This is a genomic window from Glutamicibacter sp. JL.03c (genome assembly GCF_025854375.1).
GTDB lineage: Bacteria > Actinomycetota > Actinomycetes > Actinomycetales > Micrococcaceae > Glutamicibacter.
Map to the genome: position 1 here is coordinate 2232871 of NZ_CP107575.1, position 22592 is coordinate 2255462.

Here is a 22592-nt window from a genome sequence, read left to right on the forward strand (position 1 = left end):
AACCGGGTGTGGATAGCCACGTACCGGGAATTTTATTGTCAACTCTGAACATTGCCGGTGAATCCCACCATATTCTGTGCGTCATTCAGCCTCTCAGGTCACGAATTCGCATACGGTGGAACATGTGAAACGCTCTGCCATGGAACTCGCCGCAATTGCCACCGCCGCCGTCCCCGGATTAGCCCCGGTTGGTTTCGCGGCGTTGTCAGATGACGCAGAAGATTTTGATTCGGCTCTCATCGTCGATGCGCTCAAGCACCGGTGGCGTGTACGGTCGCCACGCCACGATGAAGCCAGCATGCGACTGGAAGCCGAACTATCAGCACTGCGTGCTTTCTCGGCCAAGGTTCGAACTTCGTTGCCATTCGCGCTCCCAGCAGTTGCTGGCACTGTCCGTCAAGGATCCCTGCGCACTTTTGTCTACAAGGACATGCCAGGACATGTGCCAACGTTGGATGAACTTGTCGACGAAGGAAGCAACCTAGCCAAAGCACTGGGACAGTGCATGGCTGCTATCCACCAGATTCCTGATGAAGCCGTGGAAGTTGCCGGCCTGCCGACCTATTCCGCCGACGAAGTGCGTCAACGCAAGCTCAATGAGCTCGATACCGCGGCGGCCACCGGCAAGGTGCCTAGCCGTTTGCTGCGCCGCTGGGAACACGCCATGGAGGATGTTGCGTTGTGGCGTTTCAACTCGGCAGTGGTTCATGGCGACTTTGATGAAGAGCAACTGCAAATTTCGCATTCCAGCATTACGGCGGTTAAGGGTTGGACGGACTTGCATGTCGGCGACCCCGCAGATGATTTCGCATGGCTTTCCGCCATCGAAGATCAGCAGTTCACTGACCGTGTTTTCTCTTCCTATGTCGAAGCACGCGGTAAGGCCGCCGATCCGCACATCATGCGTCGTGCCGCACTGGCAGCGGAGTTCGCATTGGCTCAGTGGCTCGTGAAGTCTCTTGATTCCAAGGATCCGCAGCGCATCGCCGAAGCCGATGAAATGCTGCAGGAACTTGATCACAACATTGCAGAATTCGGTGGACAGCCGTTGTCCGTCGTCGAGGCACCGCGTCCGCTTTCTCCTCAGGCATCTACACCAACGCAGGATGCCGCCGGTGAGGGCAGCAGGACCATCCCAGAAGGTTCAACGCCCGCGCCGCAGCCATCGGCAGCATTGGCTACCCCACGGATCAATACGGCAAAGGTCACCGCACTCACTGAACCGAAGGACGCCCCGGAGGGCTCCTCTTCAGCGCCCGCGTCCAGTGCCGAGTCCAGGACCTCCGAGGACGCCGTCGCTCCGCAGCCCACCGCGAAGCAGGCGGAAGAAACTAATGACGCAAAGCCCGAACCAGTCTCCAAGGCTGGCTCGGAATCGAATCCTGCGGCAGATTCCTCCGCTTCACCAGAGGCAAGGAAATCCCAGGACGAGCCCGAAATCGCCAAGCCTGCTGCCGAGTCGGAAAAGGGCAAAGATGACGAGGACGGCGCCGAAAAGTAACCCTTTCGGGCTACACGGCGCCGCCGTGACTTAGCTTTCGAGTTGCTCGAACGCGCTAGAGATCATTGCTTCCAGTTCCGCTTCATCGGACAAGTGCTCTGCTCGCACGGTGATGCCGGCCGCGACGTAGTAGAACGCTGCCTTGATGTCATCGAGCGCGATACCATGCAGGCGCGACCATCCCAGACGGTAAACCGCGAGCTGAACCAGTTTGCTCTTCAAGTCTTTTCCATGCGGGACGCGTCCGGTCTTCCAATCCAATAACAGCCAGGTGCCATCATCCATTTGGAAGACTGCATCAATTCTGCCTCGCACCGCCACAGGTCCGACGCGAGTCTCCAATGGAACCTCGACGTAGGCTGGCTGCAGTTGCGCCCATTCGCTGGCGAGGAAAGCTTCCTTCATTGATTCCAGGTCCAGGGCCTCGTCCAGATAGCTGTCCGCTGGTTCGACAAGATCCCCAAGATCGAGCATCGAGGTCTTTTCGTAGAATTCCTCAATCCATGCGTGGAATGCAGTGCCTCTGCGGGCTGCCAGCCCTGGGCGTCGCGGCACGGGACGGCGAAGATTCTCCAACACCGAAATCGGGTCTTCGGCCAGTTCGACGAACAACGAGGCGCGCACATGTTCCGGAACTTCGATGGATCGCTCGCGGTTACTGAGGAATTCACGCTGGGCCAGGAGCTTATGGGCTTCATCAAGCCAGTGCTGCCCTTCGGCACTCACCGGCTGATAATCTTCCTGGGCTGCCAAGACATCATCAGCGATTTCCTGGACAACCGCACGTCGCGAATAGGCCGATTCGCCATCGTGCATGCCGCCGGTAACCTGTGGCCCGTCCAAAGGATCATAAGGCCATAGTGCCTCCAGCGGGGTCAGCCGATTGGGGTTCTGCTCCGGCGCGTCCTCTTCATCAATCCAGATTCCGATTTCCGCTTTTGGGTCAGGTCCCTCGGCCAGGGGTTTCAACGCCATGAAGAACTCTGATGCCTCGGTAGGCTTGCTTCGCGTCGCCGTCCAAATGCTGCTGCTGCAGATCAGCAGGGACTTGGCACGGGTGACCGCAACGTAGGCCAACCGGCGTTCCTCAGCAATATGGTGGTCTTCAACCTGATCCTTGAACAGGGATTCGGCTTCCAAGATCTCCTTGAGCGCCGGCTGATCGGTGTCCCACTGCGGCAAGTCCTTGGCATCGCCGCGCAACGGCCAGGGCAACGCCTTATCACCACTGGTCCATCGGTCCGCTTGGGAGCCCGGGAAAACTCCATCGTTCAAGGACATCACAGCAACGATGTCCCATTCCAAGCCTTTCGAGGCGTGGACGGTCAGCAACTGCACGGCCTGAGGATCCGCATCTTCACTAGGCAGTGGCAAGCCCTTTTCTTTTTCGGCCGCTTGTTCCAGCCACATCAGGAATCCGGCGAGCTCCACCCGCGGAGCGTTACGGCAATATTCGCGAACAACATCGGCAAAAGCATCAAGGTTTGCTCGTGAAACATCGCGCTCGACCCACGGACGAACTGCTACTTCAATATCCAGATTCATGGCCCGCTCGACTTCTCGGATCAGTGTTTCCAAGTCATCGTTGGCCATCAGGCGCAATGAAGCCAGCTCTTCCTTCAGGGCAGCCAATCGGCTTCTGCCCTCGGTGCTCAGGCTTCTGCCATCTGAGCTGCTCCACCCTGCTGGAGGCAGAAAGTCCAGTGCTTCAATGAGGCTGGCGGCGTCGTTGAGCTCTGCTCTCGCTGTTTCCACAGCCTCAGCCTCGGCGGATTCTTCCGTGCTGGCGCCACTGGATCGCAATCCGTGGGAGCGACGCCGTTCGAGTTGCCGTGACCAGTCGGCGAATGCGGCCAGGTCGGCTGCGCCTATGCGCCACCTGGCGCCGGCAAGCAGGCGCATCAGCTTGTCCGAGCGCAATGGATCCACCAGGACATGGAGGCATGCAACAAGGTCGGTAACTTCGGGAGTGCTCAATAGCCCCGACAATCCCACCAACTGGTAGCGAATACCGCGCTGGGCGAGCACCTCGCCCATGATGCTCAACTGGCTGCGGTTTCGCGATAGCACGGCGCTCGTTTTCCCTGCCTGGGGATCACTCCGATGCTCAGCCTCAATCAAGTCCGCGATGGCTTCGGCTTCCTGGCGTACTGTGGCACACCGGTTGAGCACTACGCGCCCTGGCAGGGCTAAGGCAGATGGTTCCAAGGGCTTGACGGTGACGGGTCCGGAGTGGGCGGCTCCCCCTGCAGTAATCTGGTTGGCCGCCGACAGCACGTTCACCGTATTGCGCCAGGCGATAGTCAGGTGCTTAATGTGGGCGATTTCGCGCCGCTCCCCGCGATGGATGGGGAAGGTTTCGGGGAACCGGAACAGCTGCCCGGCACTCGCGCCTCGGAAGCCGTAGATCGATTGGTTGGGGTCGCCCACGGCGGTCACCGGATGGCCCTTCCCGTAGAGCTGGGAGAAGAGCACCATCTGCGCGTGGGATGTGTCCTGGAATTCATCCAGCAGCACTACTTGATGGCTCGTTCGTTCGGCGAGCGCGGCGGCAGGGACTTCCTGTGCGATCCTGGCCGCGTGGGCGACGAGGTCTCCGTAGTCCATCACGCCAAGCCGCTTCTTCTCGCGCGTGTATTCCTCGGCCAATTCGGCAATAGTTGCCCTCGACGCGAGTTTGTCAATAAGCTTCAATGCCGCTTGCGTCGGAGCTTTGTCTTTTTCCGCGTCCATGGGCAGGGCTCGCAGCGTTGATACGAGGTCATCGATCCATTCGTGGGCTTCCGGAGCCGTGGCCAGATGCTCGGAGGCTTCGGAGCTGAAGGAGACAATGGCATCAATGAGGGTGCTGCTGGCACTGTTCAAGTGCTGGTAGTCCCCCGTGTATTTCTCCAAAACCGAATGTCCCAGCTGCCACGATTGGGCTGCTCCAAGCAGGGCGCTGTCTTCCTCCAAGCCCAGACGCAGCCCATGATCCTGGACCAGGGTGTTGGCGTAGGAGTGATAGGTGGAAACGGCTGGGTCGAGGAAGTCACGAGTTTCTTCCTGGCTCAATAGTCCTGCGGCTACGAGCTGGGCGATCTTGGCCCGGATTCTCAAGGACAGCTCACCCGCGGCTTTGCGGGTGAAGGTGACACCGAGGATTTGTTCTGGACGCACTAATTGGTTGGCGACCAGCCAGACAACTTTGTCGGCCATGGTTTTGGTTTTTCCGGAGCCTGCGCCAGCGATGACCAGCATCGGTTCCAGCGGGGCGGCGATAATCTCTGCCTGCTGCTCGGTAGGAGGAAACTTCTCCCCTAGCGCCTGCGACAGTTCTTGGGGGCTGTACTTGATGGTGCTCATCGTTCGGTGACCTGTCGTCCTTCAGTGCACAGTGGGCAGATTTCCGGCAGTGTGCAGTTGCCCAGTATTCCAGAGGCACCCGCGACATGCCGGGTTATGAATTCGTTGTGGCCCATCAGGTTTGCGGCCTCCAGGATGAGGGTTCTTGCCCAATCGTCCTCCCCCAGCGAGGGCTGTTCCCTGATCGTGGGGCTCTTGGTATTGGTGCCGACGTAGACCAGGGACGCTCCGGCTGGCTGGTCGGACAGCCCAGCTGTCTCGGCATGTTCTTTGAGCGCTCCCAGCTGAATGGCCGTTTGGTATACGCCAAGCTGTGGATGCTCAAGGGTATCGATCTTGCTGGGCGCCATCGAACCGGTTTTGAGATCAACCACGGTGACCTTGCCGTTGGCATCGGCCTCGACACGGTCGATAATGCCTCGTAGTTGGACTTGCGTCCCGTTGCTCGTGGGCACGTCAATTTGGAAGGGCAATTCGCGCGCGACGAGTTCGCGGCCTTCTTGCCTCATCGCGATGCAGTATTGGGCGAATTTCTTGAGCATGAGCGTCGCCCTGTCAAAGTCACGTTGCCCTTCCCAATTCTCCAGCTTTTCCAGCTCCGGCCACCGCTGTTCCAGGATCTGCTGGTATTCGGAGCCACTGGCTTCCGGGTGTTCTTCAGCGATGGAGTGGATCAGGGTCCCGAGGGAGGCGGCGAAGTCGTGGGCCGCCGTCCCACCTGCGCTTTGGACGAACCAATTCAGCGGGGACTTCACCAGTGTTTCGACCTTTGACGGGGAGACTCGCCGTGGCTGGTCTTCCGGTACTACGGGGCCGGTGGAGGACAGCGGGCGCAGTCCCCACCATTGCTCTGGGTGGGCGCCTCGAACCGTTTGAGCGGACTTCGCTAGTTGGGCCAGCACGTTGACGGCGTCGTTGTATTGCTCGGCCGGGTTGAGCCCTTCGGGCGCTGGCATGGCGCCGAGCTGTGCTGCTTTGCACTGTTCAGCGGTTTTGCGCAGTTGGGCCACGAGTGTGGGCAACGAACGCAGACGTGGTACCGGTGTGGTGGTCCGGCCTTCGGTTCCTGGCGGGTCTACGAGGTCCAGGAATGAGGAGGGCTGGCTATCTTCGTTATCCACTGCCGTGCAGATCAGCTGTTCGCCGGCTCGCGAGACGGCGTTGCTGAAGCTGCGCAGTTCGTCATTCCTGATCTGGCGAACCAGGTGGGTGGGTATCCGCGTAGCCAGGAACTCGATTCCATGTTCAACAGCGTCCGCCAAGGCGTTAGAGCCTAGCAGCTCGCCACGCAACCGCAGGTTAGGCCATGAGCCTTCCTGCAATCCCGGGATGAACACTATTGGCCATTGCTTACCGGCCGCGGCAGCTGTGGTTAACACGGTCACCATATGTCCTCCCGCTGCGCGAGTGGCCAAGGAGTCCATCGGTAAGTCCTGGTTGAGGATGTGTTCAATGAATTGAGGCACGCTGGCTCCGGGCAGCTGATCTACGAATCGTTCGGCAGCCTGGAACAATGACAGCACTGCGTCGAGGTCATGATCGGCGCGGCGTGCAGCGGTCCCGGTCCCCAGTGCTTCTTCGCGCCACGCTGGGGCCCGCCCGGAAGCTTCCCACATGGACCAGAGCGCGGTTTCTGGTGTTGCTGTTCCGCTAGCCAGTTCGGACTTCAGTGCCCCGTACATTTTCAGCAGGCGCTGCAAGCCGAAGGCGGGCTTGCCGAGGTCCTGGGCGAGTTCGGGTTCGCGCAGGCAAGTTTCCAGCAACTCCTGGCTGGAGCGCCGTCCACCCTGCGCCGCTTCGTGGTGGCGCAGCAGCTGGCGCAGTCGCCGGATTTCCAGCGCCGTGCTCATCCCGTAGCGCGATAGAAGGAGGTTCTGCATCAACAATGGATCGTCGGCCGCTGAATCGTTGAAGGCCAGTTCCAGCAAGTCCAAGAGCGGACGTACAGCCCCCTCATCTTTCAGCGGGATCTCGGCAGGAGGAACCTGCACGGCGATCCCCTGCCCTTCGAGGAAACGGCTATAGGAACGCACTTGCGAACCGTTGCGGACCACGATGGCGATGTCCGAGAGGCTGCGGTTTTCGAAAAGGCTCAGCTGGACAATGCGCTGCGCGATGTACCGCTCTTCGAGGGTAGAGTTTTCAAAGGTCAGTGCCTGGCAAATGTCATTCTGGCTGACGGTTCGCGGTTCGATGTTCCGCCCGCGCATTCCGGCGGCGAGGGGAACCCGGCTGACGATGCGTTCCCAGGCGGCGGTGATTCGCGGTGTCATCCGGTACCCCTGGGTCAGTTCCAAGAAGGCTGCTTCTGCGGTGCTCGAATAATTCTGGGCGAAACGATGCAGCTCGTCGGTCCGTGCCCCGCGGAATCCCTGGACGACGCTATCCGGCGCGGCGAAAGCTACCAGTGGACGGTCCTTGGTCAGTAACGCCAGCAGCCGGTGCTGCGATAACGTTGCTTCTTGCAGGTCGTCAACGAGCACCAGGGCAAGCCGGTCTTGTTCCGCATGCAGGAAGCCCGGGTGTTCTTCCAGCAGTTCGGCCGCACGGGTAATGAGTCCGGCGGGGTCGAATGCTTCGGCGCTGCCCAGATCCAGCAAGTCGCGATATTCCTGGTAGAACGCAGCTGCGGCAACCCATTCAGGCCTGGCGGCTTGTTCTCCAAAATCTTGGATATCGGCTGGTTCCATCCCTAGTTCTGAAACACGATCAAAGAATTCGCGGATCTCTTTGCGGAAGCCCCGTGTCTCGATGGCAAGTTCCAGCTCGCTGGGCCACTGCGGTCCGCGAGTCAGGCCCGAGGCATGCCCTTCAAGCAGGTTGCCGATAAGGGTATCTTGTTCCGGCCCGGACAGCAGTCGAGGTGATCTCTCCAGGAAAGGCAGGAGCCCTTCAATGCGGGCCCGGCGAATAAGGTCAAAGGCATAGGCGGACCACGTGCGTACGACTGGTTCGGTAAAGGTACGTTCTGCCCGGCGGCTCAGGTCATCACGGATGGAGGCGGCCGTCAGTCGAGTAGGCGCGATGATGAGCAATGACTGAGGATCAAGTCCCGCGTCAAGGTGCCAGACAGCGGTGCTGATCAGGGTAGTGGTCTTGCCGGTCCCCGGCGCACCGGTGACGAGCACCGGCCCGCTTGCAGACTGAAGCTGGGCCACGATTTCCTGCGAACCCGATTCGGTCCCGTCTCGCGTTTCATCCATGGTTATAGTTCATCATCCAATGCGGACATTTTGGGGTTGCCCAGTGACAGCCTGAGGATATCGATTTTTTGCCACTGGGGCTGCGTGGGGTTCCAGCGAAGTTTTTTGATTTCGACACGACGGTCAGGGCGGGCAAGGTTTTCCTCATCCCAATGGGCACGGGCTCTAGGCAGCAGCAGCTCCGCCATGCCTCCGTCCGCTCTGGTGACTCGCCACCATGGGGTGCCCTCGGGGGCCGTTGCCATGGCCTTTCCTACTTGGCGCGCACCTCCACTGCCCAGTAGCTCAGCAACGTCACCGTAGCTGAGCACTGCTCCCGGGGGAATCAGCTGCGCCAGCTGGTGCACCGCGTGAACGTAATCGAGTTGGCTCGGCACTTCGGCATCTGTCATGGTTCTATTCTGCCAAGGAGCTGACGTTGATCCACAAAGGGCGCGTCTGGCGATGGCGGTGACTTGATCTGCCTGTAGCGTTGTACCCATGAATGAATGGCATAAGGGCCTTGCAATTGGCTTTGACTTGGAAACTACCGGCGTTGACACCACTACGGCACGCATTGTGACCGCATCGGTCGTCTTGCTGGATGAGCAAGGCAACGTCGTCAACCGCCGCGAGTGGCTGGTCAATCCCGAGGTCGAGATTCCTGAGGCAGCCACCGCGGTCCATGGAATCTCCACGGAAAAGGCACGGACCGAAGGCGCACCGGCAAAGCAGTCGGTCCAGGAAATCCTGCAGCTGTTGATATTCGCCTCGGAACAGTCCCCCATTGTTGCGTTCAACGCTTCCTACGACTTCTCGGTGCTCTACCACGAGGCTGTCCGCTACGATCTGCCGCCGTTCTTCCCCGGAAATGTCATCGACCCATTCATTATCGACAAGCAGGTCGACAAGTTCCGCAAGGGGAAACGCACTCTGGCTGCGGCGTGCGAGTTCTATGGAGTCGTACTGGAAAATGCCCACACTTCTTTGGCTGATGCCATTGCCTGCGTGGCAGTTGCACGGCAAATCGGCGAGCGGTACCCGCAGCTGCAGGTCGATCCCCAAGTGCTGCACGGCTGGCAAATTGGCTGGGCTCGCGAACAGGCAGAAAGCTTCCAAGCCTACCTTCGGAAGACCAAACCTGACGCCGTCGTCGACGGCGCATGGCCGATCACGGAGGGATAGATCACAGGCAAACAAGCTTCTGTGCTCTATTTCACTAGCCAATAATTCTCTGGTGCGCCATTCCGCGGAAGTCGATAGTTCATGTTCTGTCACAAATCGAAGAATAATCTTCGAGCAGCATGGCTAAATGACTCCCAGCTAAGAATCTTAACCCGATTTTTGCGCTCATTCGGGCGATTTTGTTCGATGATGGTTCAATGGAGGGTACTCTCTATTCCCATTTGAGAACTGAAGGAACACGCCTAGTGATCACAGTTAGTGACCTGCGCAAGGTCTACCAGCAGGGCAGCAAGGATGTCGTTGCTCTTGATGGTGTCAGCCTTGAAGTCCCCACCGGGAAAATTCATGGCATCGTCGGACATTCCGGGGCTGGCAAGTCCACACTTGTCCGCTGCTTGACCCTGCTTGACCAGCCAACCTCCGGCTCCGTTTCCGTTAACGGCAAGGAACTGACCAACGTCAGCTCTGAAGAGTTGCGCAATGCGCGCCGCCGTATCGGAATGGTGTTCCAGCACGCCAATCTCTTTGATTCGCGCACCACCGAGCAGAACGTTGCCTACCCCTTGGAACTGGTGGGAACCCCGAAGGATCAGGTTGCCAGCAAGGTCGCTGAACTCTTAGAACTCGTTGGCCTGTCCCAGTTCGCCAAGGCTTACCCATCCCAGCTTTCCGGCGGCCAGCGCCAGCGCGTTGGCATTGCCCGCGCACTGACCACCGACCCGGATGTTCTTCTGTGCGATGAGCCAACCAGTGCACTTGATCCGAAGACAACGGATGAAATCCTTGAGCTTGTTAAGGAACTGCGCGATCGCCTGAACATTACGGTCTTGATCATCACCCACGAAATGCACGTCGTGAAGCAGGCCTGCGACTCGGTCTCCCTGCTCGAAGGCGGAAAGATCGTTGAGCATGGAGATATCGAAGCCGTGATCACCAACGCCTCGGGCCGTCTGGCTTCAACTTTGCTGCCGCTTCCTGGCGATGCTCCACGCGCTGAAGGATCCGGACCGATCCTTGATTTGCTCTACACCGGCCAGCAGGCCACTGAGCCAGTGATTTCTTCGCTGGCCCGCCAGTTCAATACCGATGTCAATGTTTTGGCTGGATCCGTCGAACAACTTGGTGAGCAGCAGTATGCCCACCTGCGCCTGCAGCTCAATGCAGACGCTGATTTGGAATCAATCGTGAATCACCTGTCCGCCACCGGAATCGCAGTGACCGTGAAGGGAGCCAAATAGATCATGGATTTCTTTACGCCAACAGTCCTCAAGGCCATGGGTACAGCCACGGTTGAAACCCTTCAGATGGTAGTAATCTCAGGAATCATCACTGTCGTCATTGGTTTGGTTCTCGGCATTCTTCTCCACGTGACCGGCAAGGGTGGCCTGACGCCTATTCGTTGGCTCAACGTCATCCTGTCCTCAATTATCGTGAACATCACCCGATCGATTCCGTTCGCCATTCTGATGGTTGCGCTGATCCCCTTCTCCGCCATGGTGGTTGGAGCTTCGCTCGGCCCCATCGCCGCCTCGGTCTCGCTGACCATCGGCACCATCCCCTTCTTTGCCCGCCTCGTCGAGACGGCACTGCGTGATGTCTCCACCGGCAAAGTTGATGCTGCGCTGGTCATGGGTTCCACGAAGATGCAGACCATCCGCAAAGTGCTCGTCCCTGAAGCCATGCCCGGCATCATCGCAGCCGTGACCACGACTGTCGTGACCCTGATTGGATATTCGGCCATGGCGGGCCTGGTGGGCGGTGGCGGACTGGGCCGAATGGCCTACACCTACGGCTATACCCGTTACAACATGCCGATCATGCTCGCGACAATCATTATTATTGTCGTCTTGGTGCAGTTGGTCCAGATCATTGGCGATGCTGTCGCCCGCAAGGTCGACCACCGCTAGGGCAACCCAGATTTCCACCGGTCCTGCCGGTGGAGCCGTGGAATATGTCATGACACGGCAAAACTCACTCGCAACCGTGCCCCACGGCCCGAAACCAAAAGGAAAACAAGCCATGCGCAAAAAGCTCGCACTTGCAATCACCGGCATCGCCACCGCGTTCGCCCTGACCGCCTGCGGCAGCAGCGATCCATCGGCAGACGCCAATGCAACTTTGGACCCAGCAAACCCGGTGACCATCAAGGTCGGTGCCAGCCCGGTCCCGCAGTCCGATATCCTGAACTACATTGACGAGAACCTGGCCAAGGACGCCGGCATCGACCTGGACGTCGTGGAAATCGACGACTATGTCACTCCGAACACCTCGCTCAATGAAGGCACCCTCGATGCCAACTACTTCCAGACCGAGGCCTACCTGAAGACTGAAACCGAGGAAAAGGGCTACAAGTTCGCCCACGGCGCTGGCATCCACGTTGAGCCGATGACCGCCTTCTCGAAGACCTTCAAGGACCCCAAGGACGTCACCGAGGGAACCACGGTTCTGCTGAACAACGACCCAGTGAACCAGATCCGTGGCATGCGCGTTCTGGAGCAGGCCGGACTGCTGAAGAACATTGCGGACGATGATTCTATCCTCACCGTCCAGGACGACAAGGACAAGAACCCGCTGTCCCTGAAGCTCAAGGACGCCAACGCGGAGCAGGTCGTCCAGTACTACAAGAGCGACGACTCCATCGGCGTGGCCGTGATCAACGGCAACTTCATCGTCCAGGCCAAGCTGAACAAGGACGAAATCCTGGCTCAGGAATCCGGCGAGAACAACCCGAACGCCAACTTCCTGACCTGGCGTGAGGGCGAAGAGACCGCAGCCATCAAGAAGCTCGAAGAGCTGCTGCACTCGGATGAGGTTCGCGCCTACATCGAAAAGACCTGGACCGACGGAAGCGTTATCCCAGCGTTCTAATCCAGTCTTGTTCCCGGTCGCTGACCCGAGGACATGACGAAGCAAACTGCCCGAGTTCCATATGGAACTCGGGCATTTTTTGTTGGCCAGAGGCCTGTTCTAGCGCTTAGGCCTGGGCAGCGGCGGCGGCCTTGGCGGCTGCCGGCAACGCAGCGAAGATCTTCTCCATGGCAGCGTCGTCATGCGCCGCAGAGACGAACCATGCCTCGAATACGCTCGGTGGCAGGTAGATGCCGGAATCAAGCATGGAGTGGAAGAACGGAGCGTAGCGGAAGCCCTCCTGGGCCTGTGCATCAGCGTAGTTGTGCACGCCCTTCTCGGAGGTGCCAAAGGCGACCGAGAACAAGGTGCCGGCACGCTGGATGGAGTGATCCAATCCGGCGGCGTTGAAGGACTCGGTGATCGCGGCCTGCAGGGCCTCGGACTGCTTGCCCAGGTGGGCGTATACATCCTCGGTTGCATGGGTCAGCTGGGCGATGCCGGCGGCCATGGCGACAGGGTTGCCGGAGAGGGTGCCAGCCTGGTACACGGGACCCAGTGGCGCCAAGTAATCCATGACCTCGGCACGTCCACCGAGGGCGGCGGTCGGCAGGCCACCGCCAATGACCTTGCCGAAGGTGTACAGGTCGGCGGTCCAATCCTCGACCTTGCCGGTCAAGCCCCAGTAGCCGGAGGACGAGGCGCGGAAACCGGTGAGCACCTCGTCGAGGATCAGCAGGGCACCGTGCTTGGCGGTAGTCTCCTTGAGGAACTTGTTGAAGCCCTCTTCCGGAGCCACGACGCCCATGTTGCATGGAGCGGACTCGGTGATCACAGCGGCGATGTTGGCGCCGTGTTCAGCGAAGGCGGCTTCGATGGCGGCACGATCGTTGTACGGCAACACCAGGGTTTCGGCGGCGGTGGCCGCGGTAACGCCGGCAGAGCCTGGCAGCGCCAGGGTGGCGACGCCGGAGCCGGCGTCAGCCAGCAACCCGTCGAGGTGGCCGTGGTAGCAGCCTGAGAACTTGATGACCAGTTCGCGGCCGGTGAAGCCGCGCGCCAGGCGCACAGCGGTCATGGTGGCCTCGGTGCCGGTGGAGACCATGCGCACGCGCTCAACGCCGCCCACGCGGGACTTGATCAGCGCACCGAGCTTGGCCTCGTCAGGGGTGGAGGCGCCAAAGGACAGACCGCGATCCACCGCGGCGTGCACCGCGGCCTGGATTTCCGGGTGCGCGTGGCCGAGCAGCGCCGGACCCCACGAGCAGACCAGGTCAACGTATTCCTTGCCGTCGGCATCGGTGAGGTAGGCGCCCTTGGCGCCGACCATGAAGGGCGGAATGCCACCGACGGAGCCGAAGGCACGCACCGGGGAGTTCACGCCGCCGGGCATGACCTCGCGGGCCTCGGCAAAGAGCTGTTCAGAGTTCGACATCGGTCTTACTTTCCTTCCTTGAGCCAGCCGGCAACTTCGGCTGCATAGTACGTGAGGATCTGCTGGGCACCGGCCCGCTTGATGGACAGCAAGGATTCGAGCACCGATGCCTTGCGGTCGATCCAGCCGTTGGCGCTGGCCGCTTCGATCATCGAGTACTCGCCGGAGATCTGGTAGGCGGAGACCGGTACCGGGGAGAATTCGGCGATGTCGCGCACGATGTCCAGGTAGCTCATGGCCGGCTTGACCATGATCATGTCGGCACCCTCGGCGAGATCCAATTCGGCTTCGATCACTGCTTCGCTGCGGTTGGCCGAATCCATCTGGTAGGTGCGGCGATCGCCCTGCAGCTGGGAGTCGACTGCCTCGCGGAATGGCCCGTAGAAGGCGCTGGCATACTTCGCGCTATAGGCCAGCAGGGACACATCCTGGCGTCCAGCGGCATCCAGGGCCTGGCGGATCGCGCCGATCTGTCCGTCCATCATGCCCGATGGGCCGAGCATATGGGCACCGGCCTCAGCCTGGGCCACGGCCATCTGGCCATAGATTTCCAAGGTAGCATCATTGTCCACGACGCCGTTGGCATCAAGCACCCCGCAGTGCCCGTGGGAGGTGAATTCGTCCAGGCACACATCGGACATGACAACCAGTTCATTGCCTACCTCGGCGCGGACCGCGGCGATGCCCTGATTGAGGATGCCCTGCGGGTCCAGGCCCGCGGAGCCGGTTTCGTCGCGGTCCTCGGGGATGCCGAAGAGCATGATGCCGCCCAGTCCGCGTTCAGCTGCGTCGTTGGCGGCGGCCTTGAGCGAGTCCATGGAGTGCTGGAAGACCCCTGGCATGGAGGTGATCTCGTTGGGCTGGCTCAATCCTTCGCGCACAAAGGCGGGGAGGATCAGCTGGCGCGCTGAAAGCTCGTTTTCGGCGACCAGCCGGCGAATCGCAGGATTCTGCCGCAACCGGCGGGGACGATGCTGAGGAAAACCCATCGCTCTACTTTCTATCTTGACTACTTGGTCTCTCCAGCCGCGGCAACGCCGCCTGGCTGAAGCAATTCTTTGGCCGCTCGGGCCAGGCCCTGCGGGGTTGGTTCTGCCGCGATCGCATCCACCGGCAGGCAAGCGGCCTCCAGCGCCTTGGCCGTGGGTGCGCCGATCGCAAGGGCGCGCACGTTCTGGGGCATCCGGCCACCGGCCAGCTGAGCGAAACGGCGCACGATGCTGGGAGCCGAGAAGACGATCAGATCCATCTGACCCAGTTTCCCACCGATGTCCCCCGGCTGCAGGACATTAACCGAGGCGGGCACCCGGGCAGTATCCACCGGGGCGCCGCCCGCTGGGGCGTCCACGCTCTGGTAGGCGATCACTTCATCCACGGTGACCGGCTTGCCGGCCAGGGCCCCGGACAAGGTGGAACTGGCCAGATCCCCGTGGGGATAGCAAATCACGGAGCCAGGTTCTGGATGCCATAGGTCGAGCATTCCGGCCGCCGACTGCACTTGCGGCTGGAAATCCACGCTTCGCCCCAGCTTCGCTGCAATGGCCTGGCTGGTCTTTTCACCCACCGCGGCGATGCGCAGCGAGCTGGGCAAGGTTCGCGAGCCGAGCACCTGTTCGAGCACCTGCACGGTGCTCACCGAGGTGATGGCCAGCCACGAATACGCGCCATCAACCAATCGCTGCGCCATCGCGTCGAGCGCTTGCCGGTCCTCCGGCCAGATGGCCGTCACCAGCTGGGCGCACCAGGAGGTGATGCCCAGCTGCTCGAACTGCCGCACCGTGGCTTCTGCTCGCGCCGGGTTGCGCAGGATCAATGCGTGGTAGGCCATGGGCAAAGGCTCTAGGCCAATCCGGCGATCACTGCGGCGCCGTCGGCAATCATCGTGCTTGCCAGATCGCGGCCCAGTTGCTGCGCCGAAGCGACACCGTCAATGGCGCTGCGGGCGCTGCGGCGCATGGTCTGGGACCCATCGGGGTTGCAGGCCACGGCCTGGAGCACCAGCTCGTTGCCTTCCACGTGCGCCAGGGCGCCGATTGGTGCCGCGCAGCCGGCCTCCAAGGTGGCCAGCAAGGATCGTTCGGCAACTACCTGCAGGCGGGTTGCCTCGTCATCAAATGACGCCAGCGCCGCATCGAGGGCAGCGTGGCCGGTGCCGGCGCTGCGCGTCTCCAGGGCGAGGGCGCCCTGTCCCGGGGCCGGAAGCATGATCGAAGGATCCAGGTATTCGGTGATGTACTTTTCCAGGCCCAGCCGGCGCATGCCCGCGGCGGCCAGGATCACCGCATCCAGATCGCCCTGCGTAGCGCGGCCCACGCTGCCATCGTCCAGGGTTTCGCCGATCCCCTTGACCCGGCCCAATCGGGTGGGCACGTTGCCGCGGATATCAACGATCTCAAGATCCGGGCGGTGGGCCAGCAACTGCGCGCCGCGGCGCGGGGAACCGGTGCCCACCTTGGCCCCGTGCGGCAGCTTCTCCAGCACGAGCCCGTCGCGGGAGCACAGGGCATCGCGCACGTCCTCGCGCTCCGGGATGCAGGAAAGCACCAGGCCCTCAGGCTGCGCGGTCGGCAGGTCCTTCAAGGAGTGCACGGCCAGGTCGCAACCCGCATCCAACAGGTGCTGGCGCAGCGCGGCGGCGAAGACCCCGGTACCGCCGAGGCTGGCCAGCGAACCGGTCACCACGTCGCCTTCGGTCTTGACCAGCACGGTCTGCACGCCCAGCCCGGAGATCTCCGAGAGCTTCTGCGCGGCCCAGCCGGTCTGGGTGGTGGCCAGGGCGCTGCCGCGGGTTCCTACGCGGAAAGTTTCGCTCATGCCCGGGGTACTCCCACTTCCGAATCGACCGCGGCGATGGTTGGACGCAGCGTCCCATCCAGGGCCCGCTTTTCGCAGCATCCCGGACGGCAGACGTCAAACCACGGGCCGCCGGCCACCACCGACTGGCGGCCTTCGCGCAGGGCCTTGCCATCGGCGCCGAGCAGGCGTTCCTCGATCAGATCCACCAGCCCGGAGACGAACGCCTGGTGGGTGCCCGGGGTCGCTACGCGGTCGAAGGCCAAGCCCAATTCCGCGCAGGTGTCCTTGGCTTCGGTGTCCAGGTCCCACAGCACTTCCATGTGATCGGAGATGAAGCCGATGGGCACCACGACGACGCCGTCGACGCCGGCAGCAGCGTCGGCCTCAAGCGCGTCATTGATATCCGGTTCCAGCCACGGGGTACCCGGCGCGCCCGAACGCGACTGGTACACAAGCGAATGCTCCAGGCCGGCGGCCTCCTGGACCTGGGACAGGATGTACTGGGCCACCGCGCGGTGCTGGGCGGTGTACAGGTTTTCGCTCTGTGCCGTGCGGATCCCTTCAGGCCCGGCGGCGTTGGCGTCGCTCAGCGGGATCGAGTGGGTGACGAAGACGATCTTGATCTCGCCCTCGTCCTTGCCGGCGACTTCGAGCTGGGTGCGCACCGAGGCCAGCGACTGGCGCAGGCCCTGGACGAAGGGCTGCACGAAGGCGGGGGTATCGAAGAACTGGCGCAGCTTGTCGACCTCGACCTCGTGGTCCAGGCCGGTGGCCAGCAGCCCCATGCCCAGATCCTCGCGGTACTGGCGGCAGGCCGAGTACCCGGCGTAGGCGCCGGTGCCCAGCATCAGCACCGTGCGGTGCCCGTCATCGGCCAGCTGCTTGAGCGTGTCGTTGACGAAGGGATGCCAATTGCGATTGCCCCAGTAGATGGGCAGGTCGATGCCGCGGGTGGCCAGTTCGCTTTCCAGCGCGGCCTTCAGCGCACGGTTCTGCTCGTTGATCGGCGAAATGCCGCCGTTCTTGCGGTAGTGCACGGCCACCTCTTCGAGGCGTTCGTCCGGGATGCCGCGCCCGCCGGTGACATTGCGCAGGAAGGGCAGCACATCGTCCTGTCCTTCGGGGCCGCCAAAGGAGGCCAGCAGCAGGGCGTCGTACGCCTTGGGAGCCATCCGGCCATTGGGGTCGTACCCTTGGCGCGGGTCAAAACTCCGGCTCACTTCAATACCTCAAGCGCCTCGACGGCAGTGATCTTGCGCCCGGTGTAGAACGGGGTCTCCTCGCGCACGTGGTGGCGTGCCTCGGTGTACCGCAGGTGGCGCATCATGTCCACCAGGTCGATCATGTCATCGGCTTCCAGGCAGATCTGCCATTCGTAGTCGCTAAAGGAGAAGGCGGCCACGGTATTGGCCAGGACATTCGGGAATTCACGGCCCAGGATGCCATGGTCGCGCAGCATCTTCCCGCGCAAGGCTGGATCCATGGTGTACCAGTCGGTGGAGCGCACGAACGGGTAGACGGTCATCCATTCCTTGGCCCGGATGCCGCGGACGAAAGCTGGCGAGTGGTTCTTGGCGAATTCAGCTTCGCGGTGCACGGCCATGGTCGAGTACACGATCTCGGTACCCTCCAGCAGTGCCGAACGGCGGATCTTGCGCATCGAGGCCTGCAGCAGCTGCGCGGTAGGGCCGTGGACCCACACCATGATGTCGGCGTCCTCGCGCATGGAGGACACATCGTAGATGCCGCGAACGGTGGCGCCCTCGGCGGCCAGCTGCTCGATCAGCGCGTCGAATTCGGTCGCGGCGGCTTCGCTGCGATCGATCAGCTCAGAGCGCTTGAAGATGGTCCAGAGCGTGTAGAAGAAGGTCGGGTTCTCCCCCGCATTCGCCCGTTCATTGATTACCGGCGAATTGTGTTGCGGTGCGTTGCTCACGTGATGTTCTCCTTGATCTGGGGATCTGAAAATGGATGTTGGCATCCGAGGTACTTTCCTTCGTTCCTAGCGGGCGCTGATCGCCACGGCACGGCGCGCCTGGCCGATCACCCGGGCCAAGCCGGTGCCTGAAATCCAGGCGCCAACCACGGCCAGCCCGTCAAATGGCGCCAGCGCTGTCTCCAGCTGCTTCCGGCGTTCCAAGGCTGCGTCGCCTTGCAGCGGCACCATGTCGCTGAACCGCGAGACGGCACTGCCCAGGACGTCATCCCGATGCAATTGAACACCGAGAATCTTTGAAGCGTCTTTGATCGCCACCTCGATCAGCTGCTGGTCATCCCCGGATTCCACCACGGGCTCATGCTCGCCGATGCGTCCGAAGGAAAGGCGCAGCACGTGGGTTCCGGGTCCCGCCTCAGCGGCCAGCCACGGCCACTTCGCAGTTGAGTGGGTCAACGCCTTGGCGGTCAACGGCGCCTGCTTGGAGACCAGCACGCCCGAACCCCTGGGCGCATCATCCAGCTCCGGCTTGTCCACCACCAGGATGGCCAGGGCAATGGAGTTCGCCGGCTGTTCGCCGCTGATCTTCTTCTCATCGCCAAGCAGCGGGTTGATCAGGTCCAGGGCCGGGGCTGCCGGGGTGGCGATGACCACGCGGTCGGCGCGGATCTCTTCGCCGAGGCTGCCCAGGGCATATGGCATCGGTGCCGCCGCGTCGTAGCTGATCGAGGTGACCGGCGAGTTGCGCACCAGTGCCGCCCCGTCGGCTTCCAGCTGCTGCACCAGGGCCTGCACCATGGTGTACATGCCGCCGTTGAGCCCACCGACCCGCGAGCCAGCCGGCGCAGAGGCCTGCAACTGGGCCACGGCCTTGGCCAGCGAGCCGGTTTCCTGCATCGCCTGGCGCAGTCCGGGCGCAGCGGCGTCGATGGAAATCTTGGCTGGATCAGTGGAGTAGATCCCGTTGATCACCGGGGCGACCAGCTGGTCCAGGACCGCCTGGCCCATGCGCGTGCGGACCACCCCGGCGATGGACAGCTTTTCGCTGGCCCACTTCTTGTTCATCGGGGAAATCAGGTCCGCGGCGGCGCGCACCGTGGCGGCACGGCCGATGATATTGCGGACCTCGTCGGTGCGGACATCGGCGGGGATGCCCATCAAGGAGGTGGCCGGCATCGGGTGGGCGAGGATCTGCTGGTCATCGGACTGGATCATCCACGCCGGCTTCCCTGAAGTCTTGGCGATCTGGCTAGCAAGGTCCAGCTCGTCCAGGTAGCTGGCGACCGTTCCCTGGCGCACGGCGAAGGATTCTGCCCCAGCATCGATGTCCAGCCCGGCGACCTCGGTGGTGCGCACGCACCCGCCGAAGCTCTCGCCGGCTTCCAGGACCGTGACTTCGTGGCCGCTTTGGCGCAGGTCGCGGGCGGCGACCAGGCCGGCGATGCCGCCGCCGACCACCACCGCATGCGGTGCCGGGGCCTTGTCCGATTCGCTGGCCGCTGCCTTGGCATGACGGGCTTCGCTGGCTTTGCGCACCTTCCCGAGCAATCGCAGGGCATGGGCGGGCGCTTGTGCAGATTTGTCCCGACGCGCGGCTGTTGCGGGCGTTGATTCCTTGCTCACGTACTTAGCACCTTCTACCTTCACGAATTGCGGCGGCCGTCTTGGGCAACATATTGCGCTGGCGCTCCCAAGGCATTGCTTCCAGCTTAGACCCGATGAATTACAGCGAGTGAATGAGCTCGACCACTTTAGTCAGCACCGTCGGGTCGGTGGTTGGCGGCACGCCATGGCCCAGGTTCACCACATGGCCGCGCGCCTGCTTTCCGGCTTCGACTACTTCACGCACGTGGGCTTCGAGCACCTCCCATGGTGCGGTGAGCAGAGCAGGGTCGATATTGCCCTGCACGGAGACCTCTTGGCCAAGGCGGCCGATGGCGGTCTGCAGCGGAATGCGGTAATCCACGCCCACGGTGTCCACGCCCACATCGCGCATGGCGGTGAGCAGCTCGCCGGTGCCGGTGCCGAAGTGGATCATCGGCACACCCAAATCACGCACGTGGTCAAGAGCCAGGCCGGAGTATGGGGCGACGTACTTCTCGTAGTCCGGCAGCGACAGCGAGCCGGCCCAGGAATCGAAGAGCTGGGCGGCGGAAGCACCGGCTTCAACCTGCGCGCGCAGGAACAGGCCCGAGGCCTTGGCGGCCCACTTCATCAGCTCATCCCAGACCTCAGGGTCGCCGTGCATCATGGTGCGCGGGCCCAGATGGTCGCGGCTTGGCTTGCCCTCCACCATGTAGGCGGCCACGGTGAATGGCGCCCCGGCAAAACCGATCAACGGGGTCTTGCCCAGTTCGGCCACGGTGAGTTTCACTGCCTCGCGGATCGGCTCCAGCGACTCGTCGGTGAGTTCTGGCAGCTCGGCCACCTGCTGCGCGGTGCGGACAGGGGTATCGAGCACCGGGCCGACGCCCGGGACTATGTCAACGCCGATGCCAGCCAGCCGCAGTGGGATCACGATGTCGGAGAAGAAGATTCCTGCATCCACCTTGTGGCGCCGTACCGGCTGCAAGGTGATCTCGCTGGCCATGGCAGGGTCCAGGCAGGAATCCAGCATGCTCACGCCCTCGCGCAGCTTCATGTATTCAGGCAGCGAGCGGCCAGCCTGGCGCATGAACCACACGGGGTGATGCGACGGCGTTTTGCCGGTCAGCGCCTGGATCAAAGCGGAATCTTGGGTACGTCCATCAAGCATCGGATGGTTCTGCGACAGGGTCATGATCCAATTCTGCCAACTCTTGAGTTTAAATGCTCATTCAGGACGTTCGCCGGTGGCCGAAGGTGAGCAACCTAACCCGCGGCAAGTGCCGGAATTTAGGCAAACCTGCGTTGTTTGGCTGTCCGTTCCGGCTTATTCTAGGGACACTGTGGTTTTCTTATCTCTTGTCGCTTCGCATTCGCAGCTCGATCTTGAGACCGTCGCGCAAATCAGCGCCTCGGCCGACGGGCTGGCAGCTGCCTCCGTTAACGGCTCGGCGGCCATCAATGGTGCCGTCGTCCTTGCCACCTGCAACCGTTTCGAGGTGTACGCGGATGTAGAACAAGTTGATGACGCCGCCGAATACCTGGTCAGCACGCTGGCACAGTCCACCGACCTCTCCCCTGATTTCCTGGCCCGCCGCCTGACTACTCTTGAAGGCGAACCGGTCATCGAACACCTCTTCTCGGTAGGTGCCGGCCTGGATTCGGCTGTGGTGGGCGAACGCGAAATTGCCGGACAGGTCCGCCGCGCACTGACCCAGGCCCAGCAGGAGAAAACCACCACCAGCGACCTCACCCGGCTGTTCCAGAACGCCACCCGAGCTGCCAAGGATGTCGGCTCGAATACGGATCTGGGCTTGCAGGGCAAATCCGTGGTTTCCGTGGCGCTTGACCTGGCTGAAGAGCTGATGGCCGGTGACCGTGATTGGTCGGAGCAGGATGTGGTCCTCTTCGGCACCGGATCCTACGCGGGCGCCACCATGGCCCTGCTCAAGGAACGCGGCGTCAAGCGCATTTCGGTCTACTCGCATTCAGGTCGCGCAGCGGACTTCACTGCCAAGCGCGGCGGCTTCCCGCTGTCCGATGAACTGCTGCCGCAGGCATTGCGCGAAGCAGACGTCATTGTCGGCTGCTCAGGTGGCGGGCACCAGCTCTCGCGTGCCGAACTTGAAGAGCTCCGCGTCAAGAACCACCCGTTGATTGCCATCGACATGGCGTTGACCCACGATTTTGATCCGACCCTGGTTGAATTGCCGGACGCCGAATTGATCACCCTCGAGTCGGTCCGCATGGCCGCCCCCACCGAGCAGGCCTTGGCAGTTCACGCCGCCGGCCGCATCGTGAAGAAGGCCACCGCGGAATTTGCCGCTGCCCAGCGCGAGCGCGAAGCCGATTTCGCGATTGTTGCCCTGCGCCAGCACACCAAAACCGTGCTTGATGCGGAGATCGCCAAGGTGCGCGCACAACACGGTTGCTCCGCGGCGGCTGAAGAAGTCGAACTGGCCATGCGCCGAATGGTCCGCCAGCTCCTGCATGTCCCTACCGTCCGCGCCCGCGAATTGGCTGGCGAAGGCCGCACCGATGAGTACGTCGCAGCCCTTGGAACCCTGTATGGCTTGGAGATCTCCGAACCGGGCGGCAAAGAGGCAGAAGTGCATCGCGTTGCCGGGAATTCCAGCACGCCAGTGGCCAACTGCCCGGTAACCGCTGAATCAAAAACCGCGTAGCTTATACACGAGTATTGATTTTCAGTTCTGCATTCCAAGTCAAAGCATGGAATACTACAGTCAACTAGATCCCTTCCCTCTACTTGTGAGGCGAATC

The 22592-nt window shown here is 61.9% G+C and carries 17 protein-coding genes; 6 read left to right on the top strand and 11 right to left on the bottom strand.

The features are described from left to right. Window positions 1-124 precede the first annotated feature (124 nt). Window positions 125-1501, top strand: a complete 1377-nt coding sequence (locus tag OF385_RS10260) for a phosphotransferase (protein WP_264275295.1) — start codon at window positions 125-127, stop codon at window positions 1499-1501. Window positions 1502-1531: 30 nt separating this feature from the next. Here OF385_RS10260 and OF385_RS10265 read toward each other — a convergent pair whose 3' ends face one another. The 3 genes from OF385_RS10265 to OF385_RS10275 are packed head-to-tail and all read right to left on the bottom strand — an operon-like array spanning window position 1532 to window position 8441. Further along, window positions 1532-4846 (bottom strand): ATP-dependent helicase, encoded by a 3315-nt coding sequence (locus tag OF385_RS10265; protein WP_264275296.1) that lies wholly within the window; start codon window positions 4844-4846, stop codon window positions 1532-1534. Continuing rightward, window positions 4843-8049 (bottom strand): ATP-dependent helicase, encoded by a 3207-nt coding sequence (locus tag OF385_RS10270; RefSeq protein WP_264275297.1) that lies wholly within the window; start codon window positions 8047-8049, stop codon window positions 4843-4845. Before OF385_RS10270 ends, OF385_RS10265 begins: the two co-directional genes overlap by 4 nt. 2 nt (window positions 8050-8051) lie before the next feature. Beyond that, on the bottom strand, window positions 8052-8441 hold the full coding sequence (locus OF385_RS10275) for an MGMT family protein (protein WP_264275298.1): 390 nt from the start codon (window positions 8439-8441) through the stop codon (window positions 8052-8054). Between the two features lie 88 nt (window positions 8442-8529). On the opposite strand from OF385_RS10275, the gene OF385_RS10280 reads away from it, so the two are divergent. The 4 genes from OF385_RS10280 to OF385_RS10295 all read left to right on the top strand — a co-directional run bounded on the left by OF385_RS10280 (window position 8530) and on the right by OF385_RS10295 (window position 12081). Next, entirely contained in the window at window positions 8530-9213 is a 684-nt protein-coding gene (locus OF385_RS10280) for a 3'-5' exonuclease (RefSeq protein WP_264275299.1), read from the top strand. A 245-nt stretch (window positions 9214-9458) separates the two neighbouring features. Beyond that, window positions 9459-10451 carry a methionine ABC transporter ATP-binding protein gene (locus OF385_RS10285; protein ID WP_264275300.1) on the top strand — a complete coding sequence of 331 codons (993 nt, stop codon included), beginning with the start codon at window positions 9459-9461 and terminating at the stop codon, window positions 10449-10451. A 3-nt stretch (window positions 10452-10454) separates the two neighbouring features. Beyond that, entirely contained in the window at window positions 10455-11120 is a 666-nt protein-coding gene (locus OF385_RS10290) for a methionine ABC transporter permease (protein WP_264275301.1), read from the top strand. Between the two features lie 112 nt (window positions 11121-11232). After that, on the top strand, window positions 11233-12081 hold the full coding sequence (locus OF385_RS10295) for a MetQ/NlpA family ABC transporter substrate-binding protein (protein WP_264275302.1): 849 nt from the start codon (window positions 11233-11235) through the stop codon (window positions 12079-12081). A gap of 106 nt (window positions 12082-12187) precedes the next feature. Here the strand turns inward: OF385_RS10295 and hemL are convergent, their stop codons facing one another. The 8 genes from hemL to hemE all read right to left on the bottom strand — a co-directional run bounded on the left by hemL (window position 12188) and on the right by hemE (window position 21006). Then, window positions 12188-13495: a glutamate-1-semialdehyde 2,1-aminomutase gene (hemL, locus tag OF385_RS10300; protein WP_264275303.1), complete on the bottom strand. Its 1308-nt coding sequence runs from the start codon at window positions 13493-13495 to the stop codon at window positions 12188-12190. A 5-nt stretch (window positions 13496-13500) separates the two neighbouring features. After that, a complete protein-coding gene (gene hemB / locus OF385_RS10305; protein ID WP_264275304.1) occupies window positions 13501-14484 on the bottom strand; it encodes a porphobilinogen synthase in 984 nt (327 codons plus the stop codon). A 20-nt stretch (window positions 14485-14504) separates the two neighbouring features. Next, window positions 14505-15323, bottom strand: coding sequence for a uroporphyrinogen-III synthase (locus OF385_RS10310; protein ID WP_264275305.1), 819 nt, complete (start codon window positions 15321-15323; stop codon window positions 14505-14507). A gap of 11 nt (window positions 15324-15334) precedes the next feature. Next, the gene (hemC, locus tag OF385_RS10315; protein WP_264275306.1) at window positions 15335-16309 is read right to left on the bottom strand and encodes a hydroxymethylbilane synthase; all 975 of its coding nucleotides are present in this window, start codon (window positions 16307-16309) and stop codon (window positions 15335-15337) included. Further along, entirely contained in the window at window positions 16306-17511 is a 1206-nt protein-coding gene (locus OF385_RS10320) for a ferrochelatase (RefSeq protein WP_264275307.1), read from the bottom strand. Before OF385_RS10320 ends, hemC begins: the two co-directional genes overlap by 4 nt. Next, on the bottom strand, window positions 17508-18227 hold the full coding sequence (gene hemQ / locus OF385_RS10325) for a hydrogen peroxide-dependent heme synthase (RefSeq protein WP_413467969.1): 720 nt from the start codon (window positions 18225-18227) through the stop codon (window positions 17508-17510). Before hemQ ends, OF385_RS10320 begins: the two co-directional genes overlap by 4 nt. Before the next feature lie 66 nt (window positions 18228-18293). Further along, window positions 18294-19850 (bottom strand): protoporphyrinogen oxidase, encoded by a 1557-nt coding sequence (gene hemG, locus OF385_RS10330; RefSeq protein ID WP_264275308.1) that lies wholly within the window; start codon window positions 19848-19850, stop codon window positions 18294-18296. A gap of 100 nt (window positions 19851-19950) precedes the next feature. Beyond that, entirely contained in the window at window positions 19951-21006 is a 1056-nt protein-coding gene (hemE, locus tag OF385_RS10335) for a uroporphyrinogen decarboxylase (protein WP_264275309.1), read from the bottom strand. A gap of 148 nt (window positions 21007-21154) precedes the next feature. Between hemE and OF385_RS10340 the strand changes: the two genes are divergently transcribed. Further along, the gene (locus OF385_RS10340) at window positions 21155-22495 is read left to right on the top strand and encodes a glutamyl-tRNA reductase (RefSeq protein WP_264275310.1); all 1341 of its coding nucleotides are present in this window, start codon (window positions 21155-21157) and stop codon (window positions 22493-22495) included. Window positions 22496-22592 lie beyond the last annotated feature (97 nt).